At 41.2% G+C, this 25,507-nt stretch carries 29 protein-coding genes; 20 read left to right on the top strand and 9 right to left on the bottom strand.

Annotated elements, in window-relative coordinates; all coding sequences use genetic code 11:
- Positions 1–16: 16 nt before the first annotated feature.
- Entirely contained in the window at positions 17–1,282 is a 1,266-nt protein-coding gene (locus tag ACPF7I_RS11850; RefSeq protein WP_430746269.1) for an NAD(P)/FAD-dependent oxidoreductase, read from the bottom strand.
- Positions 1,283–1,382: 100 nt separating this feature from the next.
- Between ACPF7I_RS11850 and ACPF7I_RS11845 the strand changes: the two genes are divergently transcribed.
- Entirely contained in the window at positions 1,383–3,008 is a 1,626-nt protein-coding gene (locus tag ACPF7I_RS11845; RefSeq protein WP_430746155.1) for a putative polysaccharide biosynthesis protein, read from the top strand.
- 14 nt (positions 3,009–3,022) lie between these two features.
- Here the strand turns inward: ACPF7I_RS11845 and ACPF7I_RS11840 are convergent, their stop codons facing one another.
- Positions 3,023–3,283 carry a hypothetical protein gene (locus tag ACPF7I_RS11840; RefSeq protein WP_430746156.1) on the bottom strand — a complete coding sequence of 87 codons (261 nt, stop codon included), beginning with the start codon at positions 3,281–3,283 and terminating at the stop codon, positions 3,023–3,025.
- A gap of 106 nt (positions 3,284–3,389) precedes the next feature.
- On the opposite strand from ACPF7I_RS11840, the gene ACPF7I_RS11835 reads away from it, so the two are divergent.
- Positions 3,390–4,112 carry a pseudouridine synthase gene (locus tag ACPF7I_RS11835; RefSeq protein ID WP_430746157.1) on the top strand — a complete coding sequence of 241 codons (723 nt, stop codon included), beginning with the start codon at positions 3,390–3,392 and terminating at the stop codon, positions 4,110–4,112.
- A 38-nt stretch (positions 4,113–4,150) separates the two neighbouring features.
- On the opposite strand, the gene ACPF7I_RS11830 is transcribed toward ACPF7I_RS11835, so the two are convergent.
- Positions 4,151–4,372 carry a DeoR family transcriptional regulator gene (locus ACPF7I_RS11830; protein ID WP_003398403.1) on the bottom strand — a complete coding sequence of 74 codons (222 nt, stop codon included), beginning with the start codon at positions 4,370–4,372 and terminating at the stop codon, positions 4,151–4,153.
- Between the two features lie 173 nt (positions 4,373–4,545).
- Here ACPF7I_RS11830 and pepV point away from each other — a divergent pair, with 173 nt between their 5' ends.
- From pepV to ACPF7I_RS11800, 6 genes are all read left to right on the top strand, one after another.
- A complete protein-coding gene (pepV, locus tag ACPF7I_RS11825; RefSeq protein WP_430746158.1) occupies positions 4,546–5,949 on the top strand; it encodes a dipeptidase PepV in 1,404 nt (467 codons plus the stop codon).
- 85 nt (positions 5,950–6,034) lie between these two features.
- Positions 6,035–7,186, top strand: coding sequence for an MFS transporter (locus ACPF7I_RS11820; protein WP_430746159.1), 1,152 nt, complete (start codon positions 6,035–6,037; stop codon positions 7,184–7,186).
- A gap of 33 nt (positions 7,187–7,219) precedes the next feature.
- The gene (thpR, locus tag ACPF7I_RS11815; protein WP_430746160.1) at positions 7,220–7,750 is read left to right on the top strand and encodes an RNA 2',3'-cyclic phosphodiesterase; all 531 of its coding nucleotides are present in this window, start codon (positions 7,220–7,222) and stop codon (positions 7,748–7,750) included.
- A gap of 22 nt (positions 7,751–7,772) precedes the next feature.
- A complete protein-coding gene (locus ACPF7I_RS11810; RefSeq protein ID WP_430746161.1) occupies positions 7,773–8,138 on the top strand; it encodes a CidA/LrgA family protein in 366 nt (121 codons plus the stop codon).
- Positions 8,135–8,806, top strand: a complete 672-nt coding sequence (locus ACPF7I_RS11805; protein WP_430746162.1) for an LrgB family protein — start codon at positions 8,135–8,137, stop codon at positions 8,804–8,806. Before ACPF7I_RS11810 ends, ACPF7I_RS11805 begins: the two co-directional genes overlap by 4 nt.
- A gap of 35 nt (positions 8,807–8,841) precedes the next feature.
- Complete coding sequence (locus ACPF7I_RS11800; RefSeq protein ID WP_430746163.1) at positions 8,842–9,798, top strand: NERD domain-containing protein; 957 nt, start codon at positions 8,842–8,844, stop codon at positions 9,796–9,798.
- 14 nt (positions 9,799–9,812) lie between these two features.
- Here ACPF7I_RS11800 and ACPF7I_RS11795 read toward each other — a convergent pair whose 3' ends face one another.
- Entirely contained in the window at positions 9,813–10,751 is a 939-nt protein-coding gene (locus ACPF7I_RS11795; protein WP_430746164.1) for an EAL domain-containing protein, read from the bottom strand.
- Between the two features lie 72 nt (positions 10,752–10,823).
- Between ACPF7I_RS11795 and pulA the strand changes: the two genes are divergently transcribed.
- On the top strand, positions 10,824–12,944 hold the full coding sequence (gene pulA, locus ACPF7I_RS11790) for a type I pullulanase (protein WP_430746165.1): 2,121 nt from the start codon (positions 10,824–10,826) through the stop codon (positions 12,942–12,944).
- 81 nt (positions 12,945–13,025) lie between these two features.
- Positions 13,026–13,799 (top strand): phosphotransferase, encoded by a 774-nt coding sequence (locus tag ACPF7I_RS11785; protein WP_430746166.1) that lies wholly within the window; start codon positions 13,026–13,028, stop codon positions 13,797–13,799.
- Here the strand turns inward: ACPF7I_RS11785 and ACPF7I_RS11780 are convergent.
- Positions 13,791–14,060, bottom strand: a complete 270-nt coding sequence (locus ACPF7I_RS11780) for a YtzH-like family protein (protein ID WP_009361580.1) — start codon at positions 14,058–14,060, stop codon at positions 13,791–13,793. The two genes, ACPF7I_RS11785 and ACPF7I_RS11780, sit on opposite strands and share 9 nt — an antisense overlap.
- Positions 14,061–14,132: 72 nt before the next feature.
- On the opposite strand from ACPF7I_RS11780, the gene trmB reads away from it, so the two are divergent.
- Together trmB and ACPF7I_RS11770 are read left to right on the top strand one after the other, a co-directional pair.
- The gene (gene trmB / locus ACPF7I_RS11775) at positions 14,133–14,783 is read left to right on the top strand and encodes a tRNA (guanosine(46)-N7)-methyltransferase TrmB (RefSeq protein WP_430746167.1); all 651 of its coding nucleotides are present in this window, start codon (positions 14,133–14,135) and stop codon (positions 14,781–14,783) included.
- Positions 14,784–14,854: 71 nt separating this feature from the next.
- The gene (locus ACPF7I_RS11770) at positions 14,855–15,694 is read left to right on the top strand and encodes a YtnP family quorum-quenching lactonase (protein WP_430746168.1); all 840 of its coding nucleotides are present in this window, start codon (positions 14,855–14,857) and stop codon (positions 15,692–15,694) included.
- A gap of 24 nt (positions 15,695–15,718) precedes the next feature.
- Here the strand turns inward: ACPF7I_RS11770 and ACPF7I_RS11765 are convergent, their stop codons facing one another.
- The gene (locus ACPF7I_RS11765) at positions 15,719–16,018 is read right to left on the bottom strand and encodes a PepSY domain-containing protein (protein ID WP_430746169.1); all 300 of its coding nucleotides are present in this window, start codon (positions 16,016–16,018) and stop codon (positions 15,719–15,721) included.
- Positions 16,019–16,118: 100 nt separating this feature from the next.
- Here ACPF7I_RS11765 and ACPF7I_RS11760 point away from each other — a divergent pair, with 100 nt between their 5' ends.
- From ACPF7I_RS11760 to murC, 8 genes are all read left to right on the top strand, one after another.
- On the top strand, positions 16,119–17,189 hold the full coding sequence (locus ACPF7I_RS11760; protein ID WP_430746170.1) for a M42 family metallopeptidase: 1,071 nt from the start codon (positions 16,119–16,121) through the stop codon (positions 17,187–17,189).
- Positions 17,190–17,201: 12 nt separating this feature from the next.
- Positions 17,202–17,726, top strand: a complete 525-nt coding sequence (locus ACPF7I_RS11755; protein WP_430746171.1) for a DUF84 family protein — start codon at positions 17,202–17,204, stop codon at positions 17,724–17,726.
- Positions 17,723–18,052: a thioredoxin family protein gene (locus ACPF7I_RS11750; protein WP_430746172.1), complete on the top strand. Its 330-nt coding sequence runs from the start codon at positions 17,723–17,725 to the stop codon at positions 18,050–18,052. Before ACPF7I_RS11755 ends, ACPF7I_RS11750 begins: the two co-directional genes overlap by 4 nt.
- Positions 18,045–18,851 carry a DUF1444 domain-containing protein gene (locus ACPF7I_RS11745; protein WP_430746173.1) on the top strand — a complete coding sequence of 269 codons (807 nt, stop codon included), beginning with the start codon at positions 18,045–18,047 and terminating at the stop codon, positions 18,849–18,851. Before ACPF7I_RS11750 ends, ACPF7I_RS11745 begins: the two co-directional genes overlap by 8 nt.
- Positions 18,848–19,453: a YtpR family tRNA-binding protein gene (gene ytpR, locus ACPF7I_RS11740; RefSeq protein ID WP_430746174.1), complete on the top strand. Its 606-nt coding sequence runs from the start codon at positions 18,848–18,850 to the stop codon at positions 19,451–19,453. The genes ACPF7I_RS11745 and ytpR overlap by 4 nt, the downstream gene beginning before the upstream one ends.
- A gap of 71 nt (positions 19,454–19,524) precedes the next feature.
- Complete coding sequence (locus tag ACPF7I_RS11735; protein ID WP_430746175.1) at positions 19,525–21,681, top strand: DNA translocase FtsK; 2,157 nt, start codon at positions 19,525–19,527, stop codon at positions 21,679–21,681.
- Positions 21,682–21,752: 71 nt separating this feature from the next.
- A complete protein-coding gene (locus tag ACPF7I_RS11730; RefSeq protein WP_021095599.1) occupies positions 21,753–22,862 on the top strand; it encodes a nicotinate phosphoribosyltransferase in 1,110 nt (369 codons plus the stop codon).
- A gap of 161 nt (positions 22,863–23,023) precedes the next feature.
- Positions 23,024–24,325: a UDP-N-acetylmuramate--L-alanine ligase gene (murC, locus tag ACPF7I_RS11725; RefSeq protein ID WP_430746176.1), complete on the top strand. Its 1,302-nt coding sequence runs from the start codon at positions 23,024–23,026 to the stop codon at positions 24,323–24,325.
- An 11-nt stretch (positions 24,326–24,336) separates the two neighbouring features.
- Here the strand turns inward: murC and ytxJ are convergent, their stop codons facing one another.
- Genes ytxJ through ACPF7I_RS11710 form a run of 3 tightly spaced genes read right to left on the bottom strand, consistent with a single transcriptional unit; the run spans position 24,337 to position 25,408 of the window.
- Positions 24,337–24,666, bottom strand: a complete 330-nt coding sequence (gene ytxJ, locus ACPF7I_RS11720) for a bacillithiol system redox-active protein YtxJ (RefSeq protein WP_430746177.1) — start codon at positions 24,664–24,666, stop codon at positions 24,337–24,339.
- Entirely contained in the window at positions 24,653–25,003 is a 351-nt protein-coding gene (locus tag ACPF7I_RS11715; RefSeq protein WP_430746178.1) for a YtxH domain-containing protein, read from the bottom strand. Before ACPF7I_RS11715 ends, ytxJ begins: the two co-directional genes overlap by 14 nt.
- Before the next feature lie 12 nt (positions 25,004–25,015).
- A complete protein-coding gene (locus ACPF7I_RS11710) occupies positions 25,016–25,408 on the bottom strand; it encodes a DUF948 domain-containing protein (RefSeq protein WP_430746179.1) in 393 nt (130 codons plus the stop codon).
- Positions 25,409–25,507 lie beyond the last annotated feature (99 nt).

The following is a 25,507-nucleotide window of genomic DNA, read 5'->3' as shown; positions in this document are numbered from 1 at the left end:
TCGCTTGTTTACGATCTTATTGTTTCGCGTATATGGCAGCGTGCATGCCAGCGAGTCGTCCGGTGACGAGTGCGGCGGTAATATTGTAGCCGCCTGTATAACCGTGAATGTCTAAAATTTCTCCACAAAAATAAAGACCTTTCATTAACTTCGATGCCATTTCCTTTGGGTGCACTTCTTTCACTGACACTCCACCCCCTGTGACGAACGCTTTTTCAAGTGGCAACGTGCCATGAACGGAAAAAGAAAACGTCTTGCATATTGCGACGAATGCGCGCACTTTGTCGTGCCCTAACGTACTCGCGGTCGTTTGTGGGTCGATCGCTACTTGTTCAAGTAAAAATAATATATATCGTTCAGGAAGAGGGAGATGTGTCTTCACAATATTTTTTATTGTTTTTTTCGGTTCTTCTTTTATGGCACGTACAATGCATTGAAATAATGTTTCTTCTTTCTCATCTGGCAAGGCATCAATCATCATCATAACGGACGGTTGCTTTTTTAATTGTTTGACGACAAACTGGCTACATCGTAATGCCGCTGGCCCTGAAATACCGAAATGTGTAAAAATCATATCCATCCGATGTGTGACGATTCGTTTTCCTTTTTCATTTAATACGCTTAATGCGGCATCGCGCAACGATAGTCCTTGCAACGTTCGATTTTGAATAAATGGTTCATGTGAAATAATAGGCACTTCGGTTGGGAACAGTTCTGTAATCGTATGTCCAGCCTTTTCTGCCCACGCGTAACCGTCACCTGTTGAACCAGTATGCGGCACAGACTTTCCACCAACGGCAACGACGACCGTTTTCGTTCGGATCATCTCCCCTGTTTGCAGCGTTACGCCATACACCGCTCCATCTTTATATTCGATGTCTTTTACAGGGGTATGAATTCGAACGTCGACATCCCATCGTTTTAACTCACGAAGAAGAGCTTGTACGACAGATTGTGCGCTGTCGCTTACCGGAAACATACGTCCGTGGTCTTCTTCTTTTAATGGAACGCCAAGCCGCTCAAAAAAGCGAATAATATCTTCATTATTAAACATGGAGAAGGCGCGATATAAAAAACGACCGTTTCCTGGGATATGTTGAATCAGTTCATCGACTGGTCGTCGATTTGTCACATTACAACGGCCACCGCCTGAAATGGCTAATTTTCGTCCGAGTTTATCTCCTTTATCAAGAAGGAGAACGCGTCCACCTTGTTCACCAGCAGCGATCGCTGCCATTAATCCTGACGGTCCCCCGCCGATGACTACGACGTCATATGTCATCATTTTCACGTCCTTTCTGTTATGATTATAATGATTTTATGGAAAAGAAAAAAGTGTGCTAAAATAGGTGGAGCAATGAATCCATTAAGGAAGGGATAATATGTCATCATCAAAGTTGCTAAGAGGCACATTTATTTTAACGGGAGGCGTGTTTTTATCGCGCATATTAGGACTTATATACGTCTTCCCGTTTTATCAACTTGTTGGGAAACAAGGGGGAGCGCTTTATTCGTACGGTTACGTTCCGTATACGTTGTTTATTAGTATAGCAACGATGGGAGTGCCGTTAGCTGTATCAAAGTTTGTGTCGAAATACAATGCACTTGGCGAATATGCGATTGGGCGAAAATTGTTTCGTTCAGGTATGACGTTAATGGCGATCACAGGGTTTTTCGCTTGGTTCATTTTATATATGAGTGCCCCGTTATTAGCTCCGTTCGTTGTCAATGATGACGGACACGGCAACTCGATTGCGGATGTTACTTCTGTCATTCGTGCCGTTAGTTTCGCTTTATTGCTTGTGCCGATGATGAGTTTAATTCGAGGATTTTTTCAAGGTCATGAATCGATGGGGCCGACAGCGTTGTCGCAAGTCGTTGAACAACTTGTCCGCATCATCTTTTTGCTTGCAGGGAGTTACATCGTTTTGCGCATCTTCGACGGCTCGCTTGTGACGGCTATTCAAGTGGCGACGTTTGCAGCATTTGTCGGGGCGGTTGGTGGACTAGCTGTTTTATTCATGTATTGGTTTAAGCGTAAAACATTTTTAGATGAGCTATTAAAACAAGATCGCGGCACGATTCATATGTCATTAAAAGAGATGTATAAAGAATTGATTGCCTATGCTGCCCCATTTGCTTTTGTTGGCTTAGCGATGCCGTTATATCAACTCATTGACCAATTTACGTTTAATAAAGCGATGGCAAGCATCGGGCTTGGTGCTATTTCAGAGGACGCATACGGCATTTTTAACGTATGGGCACAAAAGCTTGTCATTATCCCAGTAACATTAGCGACGTCATTTAGCTTAACGCTCATTCCGACGATTACGAAAGCGTATGTGCAAGGGGAGAGCAAGCAACTAAAAAAATATTTAAATGATACGTTTCAAGTCGTCATGTTTATTACGTTGCCGGCAGTCATTGGCATGGCGCTTTTATCTGAATATGTATATGCCGCTTTTTACAGCTACGATCCGCTTGGGACAGAGGTGTTGCGAGCATACGCACCGACCGCTATTTTCTTTGCCTTATTTTCTGTGACGGCAGCCATTTTACAAGGTATTAATAAACAAAAATTTACCGTCATTAGTTTATGTATCGGGTTATTGTTTAAATTATTTTTTAACTACATACTCATTGTTTCGTTTGAAACGGTAGGAGCTATTTTGGCAACGACGATTGGATACGCTTTGTCTGTTGGTTTAAACTTATGGGTCATTCAACGTTATACAAATTATCGGTATCATTTTGTTGCCAAGCGTATATTGTTTATGGGGATTTTAACAACAATCATGTGTGCTGTCGTTTGGCCTGTCGCAAAACTGATGGACCGTTTTCTTCATTACAACGGTAGCATGATCCAATCGGTCACGATCGTTGTGCTTGGTGGACTCATTGGAGCGGCTGTTTATTTTTATTTAAGTGCACGTTCGAACTTGTTATATATGTTATTTGGAAACCGTTTTTCGTTTTTGCGAAAAAAAGAAAAGAAGGCTGTATCATAGCCTTCTTCTTTCTATTAGAAATCGCTGCTAAACGGAAATCCAAGCTGACGTTCAACGCGTTGGAGGCGTCGATTTAAGTTGTTAATTTGTTGTTGTTGTCGTTCTGTGATGCGCTCGAGGCGATCCACTCGACGTTCAAGCGAGCCGCTTGGAAATCCTGGTGTTCCAGGAAATCCTGGTGTGCCCGGAAATCCACCAGGGAATCCCGGCATAAACGGAGTGCCCCCGTAATAAGGCATGCCCGGCATTTGTTGCTGTTGTTGGCGTTCGTCCATTTGGAAAACTCCTTTCGCTTTAATTGTTACGTAGGCAGTATATGTGACAGTTGACATAGGTGTATGGACGAACGCCTAAAAATGAAAAACATTTGGAGGGATTTTTATGTTGCGTATTGATAAACTGCTAGCAAACATGGGATACGGAACGAGAAAAGAAGTGAAAAAATTATTGAAAGCAGGGGTTGTCAAAGTCGATGGGATGACGGTGAAAGATGCAAAAACACACGTCAATCCGAAAGAACAAGTCGTTACAGTATGGGGAGAAGAAGTAGAGTATAAACCGTTTATTTATTTAATGATGAATAAACCGAAAGGGGTCATTTCAGCAACGGAGGATGCTGTGGAGGAAACAGTCGTTGATTTACTAGAAGAGGAAGACCGTATTTTTGATCCATTCCCAGTCGGACGGCTTGATAAAGATACGGAAGGGCTGTTGTTGTTAACAAACGATGGTCAACTTGCTCATCAGTTATTATCCCCAAAAAAGCATGTACCGAAAACGTATGAAGCAATTATTGATGGGGAGGTGACAGAAGATGATGTGGCAGCATTTCGGCACGGTGTCGTGCTTGACGACGGATATGAAACAAAACCAGCAGAGCTTGTTATCATTCGTTCCGGTTTGCGTTCAGATGTGCGCATCACGATTACAGAAGGGAAATTTCATCAAATTAAACGAATGTTTCAGGCAGTTGGTAAACGTGTCATTTACTTAAAACGCATACAAATGGGACCGATTCCGCTCGATGAAACGTTAGAACCAGGGGAATATCGTGAGTTGACAGATGAAGAAATTGCTTTATTAAAAGGAGAAGACAAAAAATAGGAACCTGCACCGATCAGGTTCCGTCTATATGCATTTCGTTATGATGACATCTTCACTCTTTTTTTAGTTGTTGTCCATTTACCTTTGCTAGGGCTGTGAATTAAGTCATTGTATGCTAACACGTTTAAATCCCGCTGAATCGTTCGTGGAGTAATGCCGAATTCGTCCACGAGCTCTTGCGTTGTCACTGTTCCTCTTTCGCTAATGAACATGTAGACGGACTTAATACGGGTTAGCATGCGATCGGTAGATGGTTTCAAATGATCACTCCCTATCGTCACATCATTCGCATGGTACAACAAAGATGAAAAACTAGATGTCTCACTATTTATTTTACACGAAAACGTAAGAAAAATGCTATAAATTTGCTGAATTTTACACAATATTAACACAATTAAAACCATATTTTTCTTAAAGAAAGGGGAAAGTGACGATGAACATGAATTGGATGGAAGAAGTAAAAAAGCGAGAGAAGGCATTTTTGCAAGATTTACAAACGTTTTTGCGCATTCCGAGTGTACGAAATGAGCAGACCGCAACGCAAGAAGCACCGTTAGGAAAAGAAGTGTACGAAGCGCTTTGTTACATGTTAAAACGAGGCGAAGAAGAAGGATTTGCGGTAAAAAATGTTGATGGATTAGCGGGGCATATTGAAATGGGGGATGGGGAAGAGATTGTTGGCATATTATGTCACGTTGATGTTGTTCCTCCTGGTGACGGTTGGACGTTTGAGCCGTTTGGGGCAACGATTGTGGATGGAAAAGTTTATGCGCGCGGCGCATTAGATGACAAAGGCCCGACAATTGCTGCATTTTATGCGATGAAAATTGTAAAAGAGCTCGGGTTGCCGCTTTCTAAGCGCGTACGCATGATTATTGGAACAGATGAAGAAAGCGATTGGCAATGTGTCGAGCGATATTTTCAAACGGAACAAATGCCGACAATTGGATTTGCGCCAGATGCCGATTTCCCCATTATATATGCTGAAAAAGGAATTGCTGATTTTGACCTCATTCAGCAGCCAATGAATAAACAAACGCATGATGATATTCTTCTTTCGTTTCGATCCGGCCGTCGATACAACATGGTTCCAGACTCTGCAGAAGCTGTATTGCAGTTAACGACCGAAAACGACATGAAAGAGCATTTTCTTACATTTTTACGTGCGCATGCGCTTGAAGGTGAAGCACATGTGGACGGTGACACGCTTACGTTGCGCCTTCGTGGTGTTTCTGCACATGGGATGGAGCCGAACAATGGGGTGAATGCAGGCATATGGCTCGCGAAATTTTTAGCAAATGAAATACTAGATGTACAAGCCAATGAATTTGTCCGATTTGTGTCGCAATTTTTTTATGGAGATACGCGTGGGAAGCGATTAGGTGTTGAGCATACAAACGAGGAACTTGGGGATTTAACGATTAACGTCGGTATTCTTTCGTATACGAACGAACGTGGCGGAAAGATAGGAATCAATTTACGTTACCCTGTCACGAACGATATGACGCGCACAAAAGAAATGATTGAGCAAGTAGCCAAACGCCATCAGTTCGTACTAAAAAACTTTTCGAATTCCTCACCACATTATGTTGCAAAAGATCATCCGCTCGTTCAAACGTTGCAACGCGTATATGAAGAACAGATGGGCGAACGGGCATCATTGCTTGCGATCGGTGGTGGAACATATGCGCGTTCGTTACAAGCAGGAGTAGCGTTCGGTCCGTTATTCCCAAATCGGCCAGATGTGGCGCATCAAAAAGACGAATATATGTTTATCGATGATTTGTTTAAAGCAACAGCCATTTATGCCCAAGCGATTTATGAATTAGCAAAATGACAATTTCCAAAAATATGTTATAATGAAAAGTGCCGTCGCTCATGACGGTACTTTTTCGTCATTTTATTTGATATGGGGGATTTTTGTGTATACACGTATTTTTCGCATATTTTACTTTTTACAGTTTTTTAGTTTTGGATCGCTTTTTCCTTTGTTATCTGTGTATTTAAAAGATGAAGTTGGATTGTCAGGAACAGAAATCGGGATGATTATGTCCATTAGCCCCATTGTTATGATTTTTATTCAACCAATTTGGGGAATGGTAAGCGATTATACGCGTCAACCGGTTCAGGTGTTGATCGTATCTTTACTAGGAACCGCTTTTTTTGGTTTTATGTATTCGCTCGCTCATTCTTATATGTGGTTGCTCATTATTGCCGCACTACTTGCCGTTATGCAAAGTGGCATTGTTCCATTATCTGATAGTATTACACTTCATTACGTACAAAAAGCGAATGAAAGGTATGGCTCGATTCGTCTTTGGGGAGCGCTTGGGTTTGCGACTGCCGTACCGATTGCTGGACAAATCGCTGAGATGTTTCATCTTCGCTTCATTTTTTACATTTTCGTTGCTTTACTCATTACGTCGAGTGTGCTTGCGTGGAAGTTGCCAAAGGAGCAGTCAAGTGCCAAAGTGAACATTCGTGAAGGAATGAAAGAGTTAGTTCGTATTCCACCGTTTCTTTTATTTTTGTTGACGACGTTTCTTGTTTTCGGCCCAATTTATGCTAACAATTTTTATTTTGGCATTTTGATTACTGATTTAGGTGGAACGCTTGCAGGGGTCGGACTTGCCTTTTTATTAGCGGCAGGAAGCGAAGCACCGTTTATGAAATTTGCTGACGGGGTCGTGCGAAAGTTTGGCATGATGAACGTTTTATTCGTTGCAACAGCATTATCTTGCGCTCGTTGGTTATTTTACTTTTTTGAACCACCGTTAATGATCGTGTATGCTACGACCATTGTACAAGGGGCGTCCGTCGGTTTATTTATTCCAGCCGCGCTACAATATGTGCGGGACGTCACTCCTGCACACGTACGTACAACAGCTGTATCGCTTTATGCTACAGTTGGAAATGGGCTCGGAAGCTGGTTTTGTACATTTGTAGGAGGGTATATTTTAGAACGTTGGACGATTGAGCATGTATATTTATTTTTTGGGTTGTTGACATTTGGTGGCATGGTGATTTTTGCTTGGCAGTCAAAAAAGACGTTGCGGAAACTATATGAATTTTGATAAAATTTAGAAAATTAAAAGGTGGGACGATAGATGCACTACTTTTTGGCAATTCCTCTACCGAACGAGGTGAAAAAGCGGCTGCATGCTTTTATTGCTGAATGGGAAGCGCCATTTCGGTTGTTCGTTCATGAAGCCGATTATCATATTACACTTGCGTTTTTAGGTCAAGCAACCGAAACAGAGCGAAAGCAAATCTCAGAGATTATGCCAGATGTAGTAAAAAAACATCAGTCATTTTCTTTACAATTGAGCGAGGTGTACTCATTCGGTTCTCGTATTTTATGGTATGGGGTAAAAGAGGAGCCGCGTTTGTTTTCCCTTCGTCAAGATGTGTATAACGTGTGCCAGCGCATCGGTTTTTCGCTTGATTCACGACCGTTTACACCGCATATTACGCTTGCGAAAAAATGGAGTGGGTCGTTTCCGTTCTCGCTTGAAACATATCCGAGAAAAATGGAAGGAGAGGACATTCGCTTTTTCGTCCATGACGTTGTATTATATGAAACACATATAGATGAAACACCAAAATATAAGCCGCTAATGCGTTTTCCTCTTTCATAATTCAATAAGAGGGGGAGAAAAGATGATTCAAATCGGGGTATTGTATATGTTTTATATGATCGGTTCGTTCATTCAGCAGCTGCTACACATTCCAATTCCGGGGAGTATGATCGGCATGTTGCTGTTATTTTTATTATTAGTGACTGGAATCGTAAAAGAAAAGTGGGTTGCGCGTGGTGCAAATATGCTTTTATCTCATTTAACGCTTTTATTTATCCCAGCAACGGTTGGAGTCATGGACTATGTTGAGCTTTTTTCAGGGACGGGAATATGGTCCATTGTCATTGTGATCGTCAGCACAATGATGGTCATGGTGTTTGCTGGTTTTATTGGGCAATGGGCACAAACACGTGAGCAGAAGCGAGTGCGCGAGGTGAAAGGGGCATGATTGGCGTTAGTTTGCTCATATGGACGATCATCGTATATATAGCAATGCGCAAATTGTATGCTCGCTTTTATTTTCCGTTGCTCGTACCCGTTGCAACGAGTACGGTAGTCATTATCATCACGTTATCGCTTTTTCATTTGTCGTATGAACAATATATGGCTGGAGGAAAATGGCTCGTTCATTTGCTTGGTCCAGCAGTTGTCGCGTTAGCTTTGCCACTTTATCAACATCGGCACACGTTAAAACAGTTTTTATGGCCGCTTCTATGTAGCACATTTTTCGGCACGATCATTGGAATGGGGAGCGGTTTATTGTTCGCACGTCTTTTTCATTTGCCAGAACAAATTGTTCGCTCCATTATTCCGAAATCGGTCACATCGCCTGTTGCAATGGATATTGCGAAGTTGATCGACGGTATACCGACGCTTGCCGCTGTATATGTCATGATTGCAGGAATTTTTGGTGCGATGTTTGGTCCGATCATTTTTCAACGTTTGCACATTACAACAGCTTTAGGAATTGGAAGCGGTCTTGGGGCAGCTTCTCACGGTATTGGCACCGCAAAAGCGCTTGAAATCGGGAAAAAAGAAGCGGCGATTAGCTCAGTCGCTATGACGTTAAGCGCAATTTTTGCCTCTCTCCTTTGCCCGTTGTTGCTTTTGTTGTAGAATGAAAGTAACTATTTGTTGCTGGAGGTTACAGTGTGGGACAGCTCATTAAGCTTCAAGACTATATTTCGCGCTACGAACTAGATATTTATCATTACCCGAGCGAGTTCATTCGTTTGAAAAAAAAACAATGGGAACGAATGAAGCAGGCGTGGGAGACGGGTCAGCTTGCGATGAGGACGGAGCTACATTCACAACAATCATGGAAATGGCTTGAAGAAGAGCCATCGCTTTTTGATAAAGTGAAACAACTATGGAAACGAAAAAAAGTAAAAGACGTAGAAAATGAAAACGAACAGCCGAACGAAGAGGAAGAATTTGTCGTTTCCATTACGTCCGAGCCGCGAACGCTTGAAGAATTAAAAATATTATTTTTAGAAAAGCTGTTTCAACTACAAATTCGTTGGGCAAGTTCAACATTAACAGAAGAATCTATTATTGATCCGAAATATTATTATGATGTACAATTGAAGTATTTTTTGCAACGTTTTCCTGATACATACTTATGTATGTATAAACCTGTATTTTTATTGAAAAAAGCCCCTGTTGAGCTAAATACGATTTTAATTAGTCCGACAACGACTTGGTGTATTGCGTTTACAGAAGAACGAAAAAACAACATTATTGTCGGTTCGGCTGAACGATTTTGGACGGAGATGGTTGACGGCGTGGAACGAAAAATCGTCAATCCGATGATTTCCCTTCATCGAACAGAAAAAGTTGTTCAAACGATTTATAAACAGTTTGACGTTGATATGCCGATAAAAAAAGTGTTAATCAATCGTGAAGGATATATTGATTATCGTTATGCACCAAGCGATCTTGAAATCATTGATCGGCGACATTATGAGGCATGGTTTATGTCGCTAAGGCAATTGACGATGCCGCTGAAGCATATGCAGTTGAAGGCAGCTCAATCATTGCTGACATATTGTGATGCGCGTTACTATGATCCGCTCGTTATAGAACAATTTGAAGAGGCTGATGAGTAACGTTCAGCCTCTTTTTATAACGGATTTGGGCTCGGTTTGCCGATATAATATCCTTGGGCAAACGGAATGCCAATTTCTCGGCAGTAATCTAATTCTTCTTTTCGTTCAATTCCTTCGGCAAGTACGTGAATGCCAAGCGTGTTGGCGATTCGGGTGACTTCCTTTAAAAACGCCTGCTTCTCTTCTTCTTTGTCGCAGTTTTGAATGTAGTGCCGATCGATTTTTACATAATCAGGTTGCAATAACGTAAGCATGTCGATTGTTGAAAAACCTGCACCGACATCATCTAAAGCGACTTTCATACCTGAGCGCTTATATGTGGCAAATACGTTTTTTAAATGGTCAATATCAACAATTTTCTCAGTCTCAACAACTTCAAATACGAGATCTTCAGGTGCTACGTTATATTGTTCGACGATGGAAAATGTATGTCGAAGACAAAATTCAGGATTGTAAATGGTTGATGGTAAAAAGTTGATGAAACTTTTAATCCCTTTTTTTATTTTTATGCGTGATCGAATTGCTTCTTCACGTGCTCGGCGGTCTAAAAACGTATGCAAACCTGTTTGTTGGGCAACGGAAAAAAGCTGAATAGGTGAAAATCGTTGTGAACGTAATAAACATTCGTAGGCAAAAACTTCTCCCGTATTCGTATGAATAATCGGTTGTAAATAACTCATCAACGGTTCATTTGTGATGCATTGGACAACATCTGCATGCATAATTCGCATACTTAATTCATGAAGTGGAACGAACGATTCTGGCACATCAGGGTTTTTACATAACGTCGCTAACATTTTTTCCTTTTCATGGATCGTTTCTACATATGTCGCTAATTGTTGTAATGAATCATACGAATAACATAAATACTTTTTTTGTTGTTCTTGCATAATAAGTAAGTAACCAGATGGTAAAAGTGGAAACGGAACGCTACATGAAATGCATGAATGCATAATTTCTCCCCCCTACTTATTCATTTTACAACGAAAACCATTCATTTAAAAAGTGGAAGTTGGTGACCGACAATGTTTAAAAAACAACCATTTGAAGCCTACTTAGATGAACTGACAGTTATTACAATTTTAATACCGAACGATGTCGTTCACGAGCGTGCACCGATATTTTTTTTATGTGATAAAGAGCAAACAGCATACCGTTTAACGATTCGTTCAACAGAGAGACAACACTTATTTACAAAATATGAATGTACTGTCCCTTTTATTGTTGAATTAGGAAAACGATATGTTGTTTATACAGAGGAAGGATGGCAAGCCCCTCTACAAGTAGGGGCAGTAATGCGAACAAAATTGTTCGATGATTTATATGCATATGATGGAAACGATCTCGGTGCAATGTACAAACCGGAAAAAACGACGTTTAAAGTATGGGCGCCAACTGCTACAAACGTGTTACTAAAGCTTATTCATCCAATGACGAAAGAAGAAACAACTTATGAAATGATACGAGAACAAAAAGGGGTATGGACGTATACCATTTATGAAAATATTGAACGATTTTTTTATACGTATATGACGTATGTGAATTTTGTTTGGCGTGAGGCGGTTGATCCTTATGCAAAAGCTGTTTCAGTAAACGGCACATATGGTGTTGTCGTTGACCTGACGAAGACAAATATCCCGAAACCGACCATGCCTCCGTTTATTTCTATGACAGATGCGGTCATTTATGAAATACACGTGCGTGATTTCACCATTCATCCTAAAAGTGGGGTGAAACATAAAGGGAAATATCTCGGTCTAACGGAGCGAGATACATTTGGACCGAGCGAAACGGTGACAAGTCTTTCGTACGTGAAACAGCTCGGTGTGACACATGTTCAACTCATGCCTGTGCAAGATTTTGAAGGAGTCGATGAACTTCAGCCATTTCAAATGTACAATTGGGGATACAACACCGTTCATTACAACGCCCCAGAAGGAAGTTACGCAACTGATCCAACCGATCCATATGTGCGTATCATCGAGTTAAAACAGGCGATTCGTGCGTTTCAAAAAGAAGGTATCCGCGTTATTTTAGACGTTGTATATAATCACGTATATATTCGAGAAACATCGTCGTTTGAACATCTTGTTCCTGGTTATTATTTTCGATACGGATCAAATGGCTATCCGTCAAACGGGACAGGAGTTGGAAATGATTTAGCATCTGAGCGGAAAATGGTACGTAAATTTATTATTGATTCCGTCATGTATTGGCTAAACGAATACGGTGTTGACGGATTTCGTTTTGACTTAATGGGCATTTTAGATATAGATACGATGAATGATGTGCGGCGAGCGATTGATGCGATAGATCCGACAGTCATTTTGCTCGGGGAAGGTTGGGAGCTAGCTACTCCGTTGCCTCGCGAAAAAAAGACGATGATTGCGAACGCGAAACATACCCCACGCATCGCTTATTTTAATGATCGATTTCGCGACTATGTAAAAGGCAGCACGTTTCAAGTTCGTGATCGAGGGTTTGCATTAGGGGATTGCTCATATAAAGAAGCAGTAATGGAAGCGATTCGCGGAAGTATTCATCTTTTCTTTTCGCCAAGGCAAAGTGTCAATTATGTCGAATGTCACGATAACCATACGCTATGGGATAAAATGATGATTGCCAATGCACATGAGAGCGAATATATTCGACGGAAACGTCAAAAGCTAGCGACAGCGATCGTTTTATTATCGCAAGGTATTCCCTTTTTGCATAGCGGTCAAGAGTTTTATCGAACGAAAAAAGGGGTGGAAAATAGCTATAACGCCCCTGATGAAGTAAACCAAGTAGATTGGAATGAGAAGAGCAAGTGGGAAGAAGATGTGCGAGAAGTAATGAAACTCATTGAGCTTCGGAAAAAGCATGGTGCGTTCCGGTTTTTAACCGCTGATCAAGTTCGGCGTCACATAAAATTTTATGACACACATCCATCTGTCATTGCTTATCAGCTTGTTGATGTTGGACTGTACGGTCCATGGGAACAAATTGTTGTCGTTCACCATAATGAAGAAAAGAAAACGACATTGCCTCTTTCTGAAGGGAAATGGAAAGTCGCTTTTAGTTCAAATCAAGAAGAAATAGAAAAAGTATACGAACAGTTTATTGAAATAAATGGAATTGGCACATGGGTATTAATTGAATGTTGACGTGGAAACGATCAGAAAGATAAAATCTAGTAAGATGACAATCGCTATTTTTATTTTGACTAAGTCGAAAGGTGAGCTCACTTGGAACAGTTACTAGGTAAGGAGTGGGAAATTTCCCCAGCAGGCGGTGCGACAGGGGATGCATATATTGCGGAGCATGATGGGAAGAAGTTGTTTTTAAAGCGCAACTCTTCTCCATTTTTAGCTGTTTTGTCGGCAGAAGGAATCGTTCCAAAATTAGTATGGACGAGACGAATGGAAAATGGAGATGTGATTACAGCCCAGCAGTTTTTACAAGCGCGCGAATTAAAACCGCACGATATGACGAGCAAACAAGTTGCCCAACTGCTTCGAAAAATTCATCGCTCAAAAGAATTGTTAGCGATGATGGAACGGCTCGGTAAAAAACCTTTATTGCCGAATCGTTTGCTAGAGGAAGTGAAAAAAAACGAATGTGTCGTAAAAGAAAATGCTGTCGTGCAACAAGCTATTGCGTTTTTAGAGAAACATGTAAATGATGTGTATCACGAGGGTTATGTCGTTTGTCATTGTGATATGAATCATAACAATTGGTTGTTAACAGAAGATAATCAACTCTATTTAATTGATTGGGATAGCGCGATGATTGCTGATCCGGCCATTGATATCGGGGTGTTGTTGTATGCTTACATTCCAAGAGAACAATGGGAAAGTTGGTTAGAGCAATACGGTTTACCGCTCAATGATCAGTTGTTGTTGCGCATGAAATGGTATACGTTGGCTCAAACGATCGTGTTGCTTGTATGGCATAGAGGAAGGAACAATAAGAAGGAAATGCAACGGTTGTTGCATTTCCTCGAGCATGTGCTACGTTAATTGATCCATCCATTCAGCGAGTTGTTGTTCATGTTGATCGATGTGTGAAGAAAGATCAGTTGCATTTTTTCCGCTTTGACTGTACGTGTAAATATGGGATAATGTTTGTTTGAGTTCAGAATGGACAGCATCGTTCGCTATTAATGATTTGGCGAGCCGTTCAATTTGTTCACATTCGGCTACTGTCCCTGAACGATCAAGTTGATGCTCTGATAAAATGTCTTTTAACACGGTTAATTGATGTTCATGATTAATGGCCATGTTCATCCCCCTATTCGTTTTATAATATGGCCATTTTTATCTTTTTATATGCAAAGAAACGGAGGATGAGACGTGCGTTTACGAAATAAGCCTTGGGCGAAAGAAAAAATTGCATCATACCCACAATATATCATTCCACAACCGGAACAATATAAAGGCCGTTGGCATGAATTGTTTGCAAACGACAATCCCATTCATATTGAAATTGGGACGGGGAAAGGTCGCTTTATTACGGAAATGGCAAAAATGCATCCACATGTCAACTATATCGGCATTGAGTTATATGAAAGCGTCATCGTAAGCGCGCTAGACAAGCTTATTGAGAACGACTTGCCAAATTTACGTTTACTGAATGTGAATGCGAAAGATTTAATAAACATTTTTACAAAAGGAGAAGTCGAGCGTATTTACTTAAATTTCTCCGATCCGTGGCCAAAAAAGCGACATGAAAAAAGACGTTTAACATATCGTTCATTTTTGGAGCTGTATGAAAACATTTTAGTCGATGAAGGGGAAATTCATTTTAAAACAGATAACCGTGGATTGTTTGAATATTCCCTTGTCAGTTTTTCTCAATACGGTCTAGTTCTTCAATATGTCAGCCTCGATCTTCATCGAAGCGGCTTCGAAGGAAATGTGATGACAGAATATGAACAAAAGTTTTCTGAAAAAGGAAATCCCATTTATCGCTGTGAAGTAAAATATCGAAAACCTATGTCGTAATTGGGCATAGGTTTTTTTCTTTTCTGAATATTTTTGTAATGTTAAAATAAATCATGAGAGGGGGAGAAAAGATGGAGAAATTAACGATCGGTCGAATAACGATGACATGGTTGGATGGGGGAATTACACATTTGGATGGGGGAGCGATGTTCGGCGTCGTGCCAAAACCGCTTTGGATGAAAAAATATCCATGCAACGACCAAAATCAAATTCCGCTTCGCACGGATCCGATTTTGTTACAAGTGGGTGGGAAAAACATACTCATTGAATCCGGCATCGGAAAAGGGAAATTGAATGAGAAACAAAAACGAAATTTTGGTGTTACAGAAGAGTCTGACTTAGAAAAGCAGTTGGCGCTTCTTTCTTTAACTCCTGAAGACATTGAGCTTGTATTAATGACGCATTTGCACTTTGATCATGCGAGCGGTTTAACAAAATGGGAAGGAGATACGCTCGTTCCCACGTTTCCGCATGCGCGCATCATCACATCAGCAGTAGAATGGGCGGAGATGAAAGAGCCAAATATTCGTTCGCGCAATACGTATTGGAAAGAAAACTGGGAAGCGATTGTAGAACAAGTGGATACGTTTGCCGAGCAGTTAGAAGTTGTTCCTGGTGTTACGATGATTCATACAGGCGGTCATAGTGATGGACATGCAATTATTGTTATTACATCCGAAGGGGAAACGGCCGTTCATCTCGGTGATTTAATGCCGACGCATGCACATCAAAATCCGCTTTGGGTGATGGCATATGATGATTATCCGATGACGTCCATTTTCGCTAAACAAAAATGGCTCACTTATGGAATGGAAAACGATGCATGGTTTACGTTTTATCACGATGCGTATTATCGTGCTGTCCGTTGGAATGATGAGTTTCAAATCATTGAATCGATTAAACGTCAATAAAAACCCAAGCCGTTTGCTTGGGTTTTACAATTTTCGTACTTCAACAATTGTTCCTGTTTTTGCATCAATGAGACACTCATATGCACCAGTTGGACGAGTAATTCCACCTCGATAGACGTTGTAGCGTAGCCCATTTTTTTCGATTGTTTCAACGGTCGTTTGGATCCACGATCCTGTAATGTCACCCGTTTGTTGAAAGGCTTCTTTCGCCTTTTGAAGCGCTTGCTCAGATGAAATAAAACGTTGATGTTGCCACTCATTCCATATGTATGCTGCCGTTGCACCGACAACGATCCCAGTAAGAAACGTTTTTATACGCATCATACATTCCTCCATTTTTCTTTTAGTATACCGAATTGTTCGAGTGGAAACTACATGTAAAATTCGCTACAATGACAAATAGCGAGCAAAGAAAGGGGAAAACATGATGGATTTGCAATTGTTTCAAACGTTAACCGAATTGCCAGGAGCGCCGGGAAATGAACATGCGGTGCGCGCTTTCATGCGTGAACAGTTACAAAAATATGCTGATGATATTGTGCAAGATCGTCTCGGAAGCATTTTTGGTGTGAAGCGCGGCAAAGAAAATGGACCAGTCGTGATGGTTGCTGGACATATGGATGAAGTTGGTTTTATGGTCACCGCCATCACTGAACAAGGAATGATTCGCTTTCAGCCGCTTGGCGGTTGGTGGAGTCAAGTATTGCTAGCTCAGCGTGTGCACATTATAACGGATCACGGACCAATTGTTGGTGTGATCGGCTCGATCCCGCCTCATTTGCTTGACGAAGAGCAAAGGAAAAAGCCGATGGATATAAAACATATGCTTATTGATGTTGGAGCGGATGATCGTGCTGATGCGGAGCGCATGGGCATTCGTCCAGGACAACAAATTGTGCCGATTTGTCCGTTTACACCGATGGCGAACGGAAAAAAAGTGATGGCGAAAGCGTGGGACAATCGTTACGGTTGTGGTTTAGCAATTGAGTTATTAAAAGAGTTAAAAAATGAAACGTTGCCGAATGTACTATATTCTGGAGCGACTGTTCAAGAGGAAGTAGGTCTCCGTGGGGCGCAAACGGCAGCAACAATGATCCAACCAGATATTTTCTTCGCACTAGATGCAAGCCCAGCAAACGATATGACAGGGGACGAAAAAGAGTTTGGGCATCTTGGTAAAGGCGCGCTTGTCCGCATTTATGATCGCACGATGATTACACATCGCGGTATGCGAGAGTTTATTTTAGATACAGCGGAAACGCATCGTATCCCTTATCAATATTTCGTTTCACCAGGCGGTGGGACGGATGCAGGAAGAGTACATATCGCTAATAGCGGCGTCCCTTCAGCTGTCATTGGCGTTTGTGCCCGTTATATTCATACGCACGCTTCCATCGTTCACATAGATGATTACGAAGCGGCCAAACAGCTATTAGTCGCTCTTGTCAAACAATGTGATCGCGCGACAGTAGATGCGATTCGTCACAATGCTTAAGGGGAATGTGAGATGAAAGTTGCCGTTGGAACGAAAAACAGTACGAAAGTGAAGGCGGTACAAGCTATATTTCACGAGATGCATCATACGATCATCGCAAGTGATGTGCAACCGAGCGTGTCAAAGCAACCTTTCTCCGATGAAGAAACGTTGCAAGGAGCGATCGAGCGTGCGACATTAGCTGTTCGTGAACAACAAGCGCATATCGGGATTGGTTTAGAAGGTGGCGTATTTATTGCACAAGATGAGACGATTTGGTTATGCAACTGGGGAGCGCTCGTTGATCGAGATGGGGTTGTTGTTGTGGCAGGAGGAGCGCGTATTCCGTTGCCTGATGAAATCGGGATTCAATTGAAGCATGGAAAAGAATTGGCTGAAGTTATAGATGAATATGCAAATCGTCGCGATGTCCGTTCTAATGAAGGGGCGATTGGCATTTTGACAAACGGAACGCTCGATCGAACAAATATGTATACACATATTGTTCAAATGTTAAAAGGGCAATATGAGCATAAGAAAGGGTGGATAAATAGATGAAAAAGATTGAAAGCATCGAGCAATACAATGAAGTCATTCAGCGTGGAAAAGTGATTATGATGTTTACGGCTGATTGGTGTCCAGATTGTCAAGTTATCAAGCCGATTTTGCCAGAAATTGAAGAACAGTTTTCGGATTATACGTTTTATGCGGTTGATCGCGATCAATTGCTCGATTTGTTTACGGAGCATAACGTATTTGGCATCCCGAGTTTTATTGCATATGAGAATGGGCGAGAACGTGGACGGTTTGTCAGCAAAGATCGGAAAACAAAAGAAGAAATTGTAGCGTTTATTCAACAAAGTTTAGGTGGGCGCAATGAATAGTCGGCAAATAAGCGATCATATTCAACAGCGGCTATGTCATTATCCATGGGAGTTTCAATGGGATCGAAAAAAAGATACACTCCGCATTGAACATCGGGAAACGAAAAAAGGAGTGACGATCTCCTTGCCACCAATTATCGCAAAATGGGAAATTGAGAAAGAGCGTGCCATTGACGAAGTCGTTTATTACGTCGAACAAACATTAACTGCATTACATGATCATTCGTCGTTACATGGAAAAGAAAAGCATATATATCCAGTCATTCGTTCTACCTCATTCCCGACAAAGACGAATGAAGGAACGATGTTTATTTATGACGAACATACGGCAGAAACGCGCATTTATTATGCACTTGATTTAGGAACAACGTATCGGCTAATTGATGAACGTTTAGTCGAATCGGAGCGATGGGATGTGCAACAATTAAAAGAAGTTGCGCGCTTTAACGTTCGCTCATTGCCGACGACGGTGAAAGAAGATCGTGTCGCCGGCAATACGTTTTACTTTTTGAACACAAACGATGGATATGATGCAAGTCGTATATTAAACGATGCTTTTTTGAAAAAGTTTGCTGAAAAAATAAAGGGAACGATGTTATTGGCAGTTCCTCATCAAGATGTGCTTATTATTGCTGACATTGAGAACGAAATCGGATATGATGTACTTGCGCAGTTGACGATGAGTTTTTTTGCAAGCGGTCGAGTGCCGATTACTGCCCTTTCATTTTTATACGAAGATGGGCAACTTCAACCCATTTTTATTCTCGGAAAAAACCGTCGAAAGGATGAGACACAATGAATGTATTTTACAATCGTGAAGGGATCGGAGATACGTTACTTATTGCGTTGAAAGCTGTTGATCCGCAAGTGCGAGCTTTTGAGAAAAAAGGAGATGTTGCGCGCATTTTCAATGAACAGACAGGTGAAACAGTCGGTTACAATATTTTTCACGCGTCTACATACGGTACATTTGAAGGAAATGGTGTCGTCGAACTAACAGAACAAGTGATTGCGACAATTAATGATATACTGAAAAAAAATGGTGTAGATGAGCAAGTAGCGGCTGATTTTTCACCGAAGTTTGTTGTCGGCTACGTGAAACAAAAAGAGAAACATCCGAATGCGGATAAATTAAGCGTCTGTCAAGTCGATGTCGGTACGGAGACGTTGCAAATTGTATGTGGCGCTCCAAACGTTGACGCTGGACAAAAAGTTGTTGTTGCAAAAGTTGGGGCAGTCATGCCAAGCGGTCTTGTCATTCAAGAGGCAGAGCTGCGTGGCGTAAAATCTTACGGAATGATTTGTTCTGCACGCGAACTAAACTTACCGAACGCTCCTCAGGAGAAAGGCATTCTCGTTTTGAATGATGAGTACGAAGTAGGCCAACCATTTTTCAGCTGACTTCCGTTGCGGCAGTCAGCTTTTTTTGTGATAAAATAAAACTGAATGTACAAAGAAAGAGTGAGGACTGAATGGGTTGGTTAAAGGCATTATTTCGTTATTTATTTGGAGAGAACGATGAGATAAAAGAGACGCGAAAACACTCTCCATCCGCTCCAAAAAACGAACATAAAGAGATGGAGGCAAAAGTCGTTTATGAATATCCGAAAGGAAAGTTTCGCTTTCCGTTAATTCCAGATGAACCGAAAGAAAAAAGAAAAGATCGAACATATGAAACGTCGTCACAAACGAGTTCATTTGAGAAAAAAGTATATCGTCTCGATCGTAAAGCGGGTGAATCACGCGCATTTCGACCAACGGATGTCCCGTCGCCTGTATTTGGTTATAAACGAATGGAACACGTGAAACGAAAAAATGAAGATAAACAAATGGTTGAATTTGAACTTCCGAGTGTTGAAAAAGTCGAGACAAACGAATGCGTGAATGTAGAGGCAACTGAATCGACAGAAAAAGAAGAACATCTTGTTGCTGAGACAAACGAACATGTGCATCAAGGGAGTGAGTTGCATCAAGGGAGTGAGTCGCTTCACAACGAGGTCGGCGATGTTGTTCATGAAAAGGAAGACGAAAAACAAGAAGAAGTAGAAATTGCTGAAGAGAAAACGGAACAAAAACAGCCGCAAGAAAATAGAGGGCAGGGGCGATTAGAAGAAAAAGAGGAGCGAGTACGCCAACGAAGTGGTGTGCCATACAATGTGATGATGTTAAAGCAAGATCGGGAAAAATGGGAAGAGCGAAAAAAACAGTCAACGTACGTGTTTCCGTCCTTATCGTTGTTGCATCAACCACTCGTCCGCCATGAAGATGATGAAATATGGTTAAAAGAGCAAGCGGAGCGGTTGAATGAGACGTTTAAAAATTTTAACGTTGGAGCAAAGGTTGTTCATGTAACGAAAGGTCCGACAGTTACTCGCTTTGAAGTACAGCCGGAACTTGGCGTGAAAGTGAATAAAATTACGAATTTAGCAGATGATATGAAATTAAACTTGGCAGCTGTAGATATTCGCATGGAAGCACCTATTCCAGGAAAAAACACAATAGGGATTGAAGTGCCGAATCGATCCAGTCGCCCTGTCTTTATTCGCGAAGTTTTACAGAGCGAAGCGTTTCAGAAGTCAGACTCTCCATTAACCGTTGCTTTAGGGTTGGATATTTCAGGAAGGCCAATTGTTACCGATTTAAAAAAAATGCCACATGGGTTGATCGCTGGGGCAACAGGATCAGGAAAAAGTGTATGTATGAATGCGATGTTAGTCAGTTTGTTGTATAAAGCAACACCACATGAAGTGAAGTTGCTATTAATTGATCCGAAAATGGTCGAGCTTGCACCATACAATCATATTCCACACTTAGTCAGCCCGGTTATTACTGATGCAAAAGCAGCAACAGCAGCGTTAAAATGGGCTGTATCTGAAATGGAGCGACGATATGAACTATTCGCACATACGGGCGTGCGTGATATTGTTCGTTACAACGAGTTAGTACGAAAAGCACAAAAGCCGGAACAACATTTACCTTATATCGTCATTGTTATTGATGAACTTGCAGATTTAATGATGGTTGCGCCAGCTGACGTCGAAGAAGCGATTTGTCGTATTGCTCAAAAAGCGCGAGCATGCGGTATGCACTTGCTTGTTGCTACACAACGGCCATCAGTCGATGTTATTACCGGCTTAATTAAAGCAAATATTCCAACGCGCATTGCCTTTTCTGTATCGTCACAAATTGATTCGCGCACGATTATTGATATAAACGGTGCGGAAAAGTTACTTGGGCGAGGCGATATGTTGTTTTTGGAAAATGGAACAGCGAAGCCGATTCGTTTACAAGGCAATTTCGTATCCGATGAAGAAATTGAGCGCGTTGTCGCCCATGTGCGTCAGCAAATGGAACCGTCTTACTTATTCCAACATGATGAACTGTTGCAACAACTTGTACAAGCTGATGAAGATGATGAATTGTTTTACGAGGCGTGTGAGTTTGTTGTTCAACAGGGTGGCGCTTCCACATCAAGTTTACAACGTCGCTTTCGCATTGGCTACAACCGAGCAGCACGCTTAATCGAGATGATGGAGCAACGCGGAATCGTCTCCGCTCCGAAAGGAAGCAAGCCACGCGATGTTTTAATTGATGAACAAGATCTTGAACAACTACAAGACACAATTTAGATAAAGTAGTCGTGAAATAGAAAACATGCTATGCTAAATACGTGAAAACGATGGTTGAAGGGGAAAGAAAAATGAAGGAAATCGAATTAAAGCTACAAGGAAAGATTAAACGGCTAACGAATAAAACGTTTAAATTTGATGAGCGTGTGCGAGATGGCTGGTTTTCAGCTGTATATTTTTTGAAAACGCGTGAAATTGTAAAACAATTTCGCCCAAATAATATTGTCACAATGCAGTTTTTTCAAAAAGAACATGCCGTTTTATGCGGAACGGATGAAGTGATTGCTTTATTGCATACGTTTGCGGATGAGCCAGAAAAATTAGAAATTTATTCATTAAAAGACGGAGATAAAATTAGTCCGTTTGAGACAGTGCTGACTATTACCGGTCCGTATCAAAATTTCGGGTATTTAGAAGGCATTATTGATGGGATTTTAGCGCGTCGAACATCTGTAGCAACAAACGTGTATAACGTTGTTAAAGCAGCAGCTTTATCTGGTGTACAAAAACCGGTCATTTTTATGGGGGATCGTGATGACCATTTTATGATGCAAGCAGGCGACGGATATGCTGCTTTTATTGGTGGTTCAACTGCACAAGCGACACATGCGATGAACGAATGGTGGGGAAAACAAGGAATGGGGACGATGCCACATGCGCTCATTCAACTGTTTGATGGTGATGTTGTTGCGGCGGCAAAGGCGTATCACGAAAAATATCCAGACGATGATTTAATTGTTCTTGTTGATTATAACAATGACTGTATTACAGATGCGCTGAAAGTGGCGCGGGAGTTTGGCGATAAGTTAAAGGCTGTTCGCGTTGATACGTCTCGAACAATGATCGACCAATATTTTATTCGCCATCCAGAAGTGCTCGGTACATTTGATCCGCGTGGTGTGAATCCACCACTTATTTTCGCTTTGCGTGAGGCACTTGATCGCGAAGGATTTGAGCATGTGAAAATTGTTGTTAGCGGTGGATTTAACGAACAGCGCATTATTGAGTTCGAAAAACAAGGTGTGCCGGTCGATATGTACGGTGTAGGAAGCAGTTTGTTAAAAGTACATATCGGTTTTACTGGTGATAACGTATTATTAAACGGAAAACATCAAGCGAAAGCAGGCCGCCGTTATCGTCCAAATCCACGCCTTGAAAAAGTGGAGTATACTGGTCAGTAACACGGAAAAACTGATAGAAGAACGATGCTTCTATCAGTTTTTCTTATCATTACTCGCAAACGATGGTATAATGAGATTTGTTACATAAGATGAAAATAGCAAAACGGAATTTGTGTCATATACTGCTATATAGATCAACGATAGTTGGTGGAGGTTTTTTTATGACTATTTACCATTTTGTCGGCATTAAAGGAACTGGCATGAGCGCACTTGCTCAAGTGTTACATGATATGAAATGTGTTGTGCAAGGGTCAGACTACGATAAGCGGTTTTTTACGCAAGAAGCTTTAGAAGAACGAGGAATTCCTATTTTCCCATTTAGTGCCGAAAATATTCAAAAAGATATGGTTGTGATCGCAGGGAACGCATTTCCAGATACCCATGAAGAAATTGTAGCAGCCCGCGAACTCGGTGTACCTGTCATTCGTTACCATCAATTTTTAGGTGAATTTTTACAAAAATTCACTAGCATCGCTGTGACTGGTGCCCATGGAAAGACGTCAACAACAGGATTGCTCGCTCATGTGATGCAAGGCGCGCAACCGACGTCATATTTGATTGGGGATGGTTCGGGAAAGGGAAGAGAGGGCAGTAAGTATTTTGTATTTGAAGCTTGCGAGTATCGTCGTCATTTTTTAGCCTATTCCCCTGATTATGCGATTATGACAAATATTGATTTCGATCACCCAGATTATTTTGCAAATATTGAAGATGTGTTTTCTGCATTTCAACAAATGGCGTGGCAAGTGAAAAAAGGAATTATCGCTTGTGGGGATGATGAATATTTACAGAAAATCCAGGCGAAAGTCCCTGTTGTCTTTTATGGATTTGGTGAAGATAACGATTTTCAAGCACGAAATATTGTAAAAACATCGGAAGGTACATCGTTTGATGTGTTTGTGCGCCATACGTTTTTCGCTTCTTTCTATATTCCACGATATGGAGACCATAACGTGCTTAATGCGCTCGCTGTCATTGCGCTTTGCCATTATGAAGGAATCGATGTAAATATTATTCAGGAACGATTAAAAACGTTTCCTGGGGTGAAACGTCGCTTTCATGAGAAGCTGTTTGGTTCGCAAGTGCTTATTGATGATTATGCTCATCATCCGACAGAAATACGGGCAACGATTGAGGCGGCAAGACAAAAGTATCCAGAGCGTCAAATTGTTGCGATTTTCCAACCGCACACATATACACGAACGCAAACATTTTTACAACAGTTTGCAGAAAGTTTATCGCTTGCTGATGCCGTATATTTGTGCGATATTTTTGGGTCGGCGCGCGAACATCAAGGAAAATTGTCGATCGAAGATTTACGTGAAAAAATTGATGGAGCAAAGCTTTTGCATGAGGAACAAGTTGACGTGTTAAAACAGCATGATCACGCTGTCCTTATTTTTATGGGGGCAGGCGATATTCAAAAATTTCAAGAGAAATATGAACAATCGGTTCACGTATAAGTAAAAAGCAACTATGATGTGCTCATAGTTGCTTTTTTCATCTCCTCATACGTGACGTTCCAATGTGAAGCATGCCACTCTATCCCTTGTTCCGTCACCCATAACACTTGAGGGGATTCGTGCTTTACTTGAAACGCTTCTGCGATATGTTGTGACAACGGGCGAGCATGTTGCACATGCAAGTAATAGGCGCGAATGTGTGGGAAATCGTTTGTAAAGCGTTCAAACTCTCCCCATGCCCGATGACTAATTGGACATGTAAGACTATGTTTCATAAATAAAAATGGTCGCTGTGACAAACAGATTTGCTCAAATTGCTCAATTGTTTCAACTTTCTCCATGTGCATCAGTTCCTTTATTCAAACGTTTTTCGGCATCATGAACCGCCTGTTCCGTTTCTTTTAATAACTGTTCGACATCTGATGAAGGGAGCGGAATCGGGATAGATGAAACTCCCTGTGGTTTCTCTTGTTCGCCTTTTGTTGGCTCCTCTTTTTCTTCACTTTTTCCCCATTTGTTTATATTGCTCTCTTTTAACTCATTCAATAGCTGTTTTCCTTGCTCTGTTGATTCAGTCAATAACTGCTTTCCACGTTCGCTTGACAAGAATAGTGCTGCTGCTGCACCCGCAATTCCCCCAACGATTGCCCCAAGTAGAAAAGAACCGTTTTTCGCCATATGAATGCCTCCTTATTTTCGTTTTTCTTTCCATTTTGTCCATATTTCAATAAATGTTTGTCCCCATTGAATTGCCTGTGTAATTTTTTTTTCGTTTGTTGTTAACGTTTTAGAAATTGAGTCGCTAAATGTTTGAACGGTGACACCTACTTGTTTTACCGCATCAAATACGCTTTGTAAGCTTTCTGCCTTTTTATGCACGTCATCTGCGAGGGCATTCGTCTTATGTAGTAATTGTGCCGTTTCTTTCCCGATTTCATGCATTTGTTTTTCAACTTCTTCCACAGTTTTCGCGACGTGTTGTAACGTCGTTTGAAGTGTTTTTAATGTTTGGACGACATAAATGACTAAAATAAGAAAAGCGATCGCAATGAGTGCAATGCTGCCATACAAAATGATGTCCATTGTATAAAACTCCTTTCCATCTATCCTACGATTTATTCGACAAAAAGAGAAAAAATCCTGCAAAAAACTCCAAATTTTTTGTGGATCGGTTACAATATA

This window comes from Anoxybacillus dikiliensis, from assembly GCF_050613275.1.
In the GTDB taxonomy this organism is placed as follows: Bacteria; Bacillota; Bacilli; order Bacillales; family Anoxybacillaceae; genus Anoxybacillus.
This window is presented reverse-complemented; position numbering and strand designations above follow the sequence as displayed.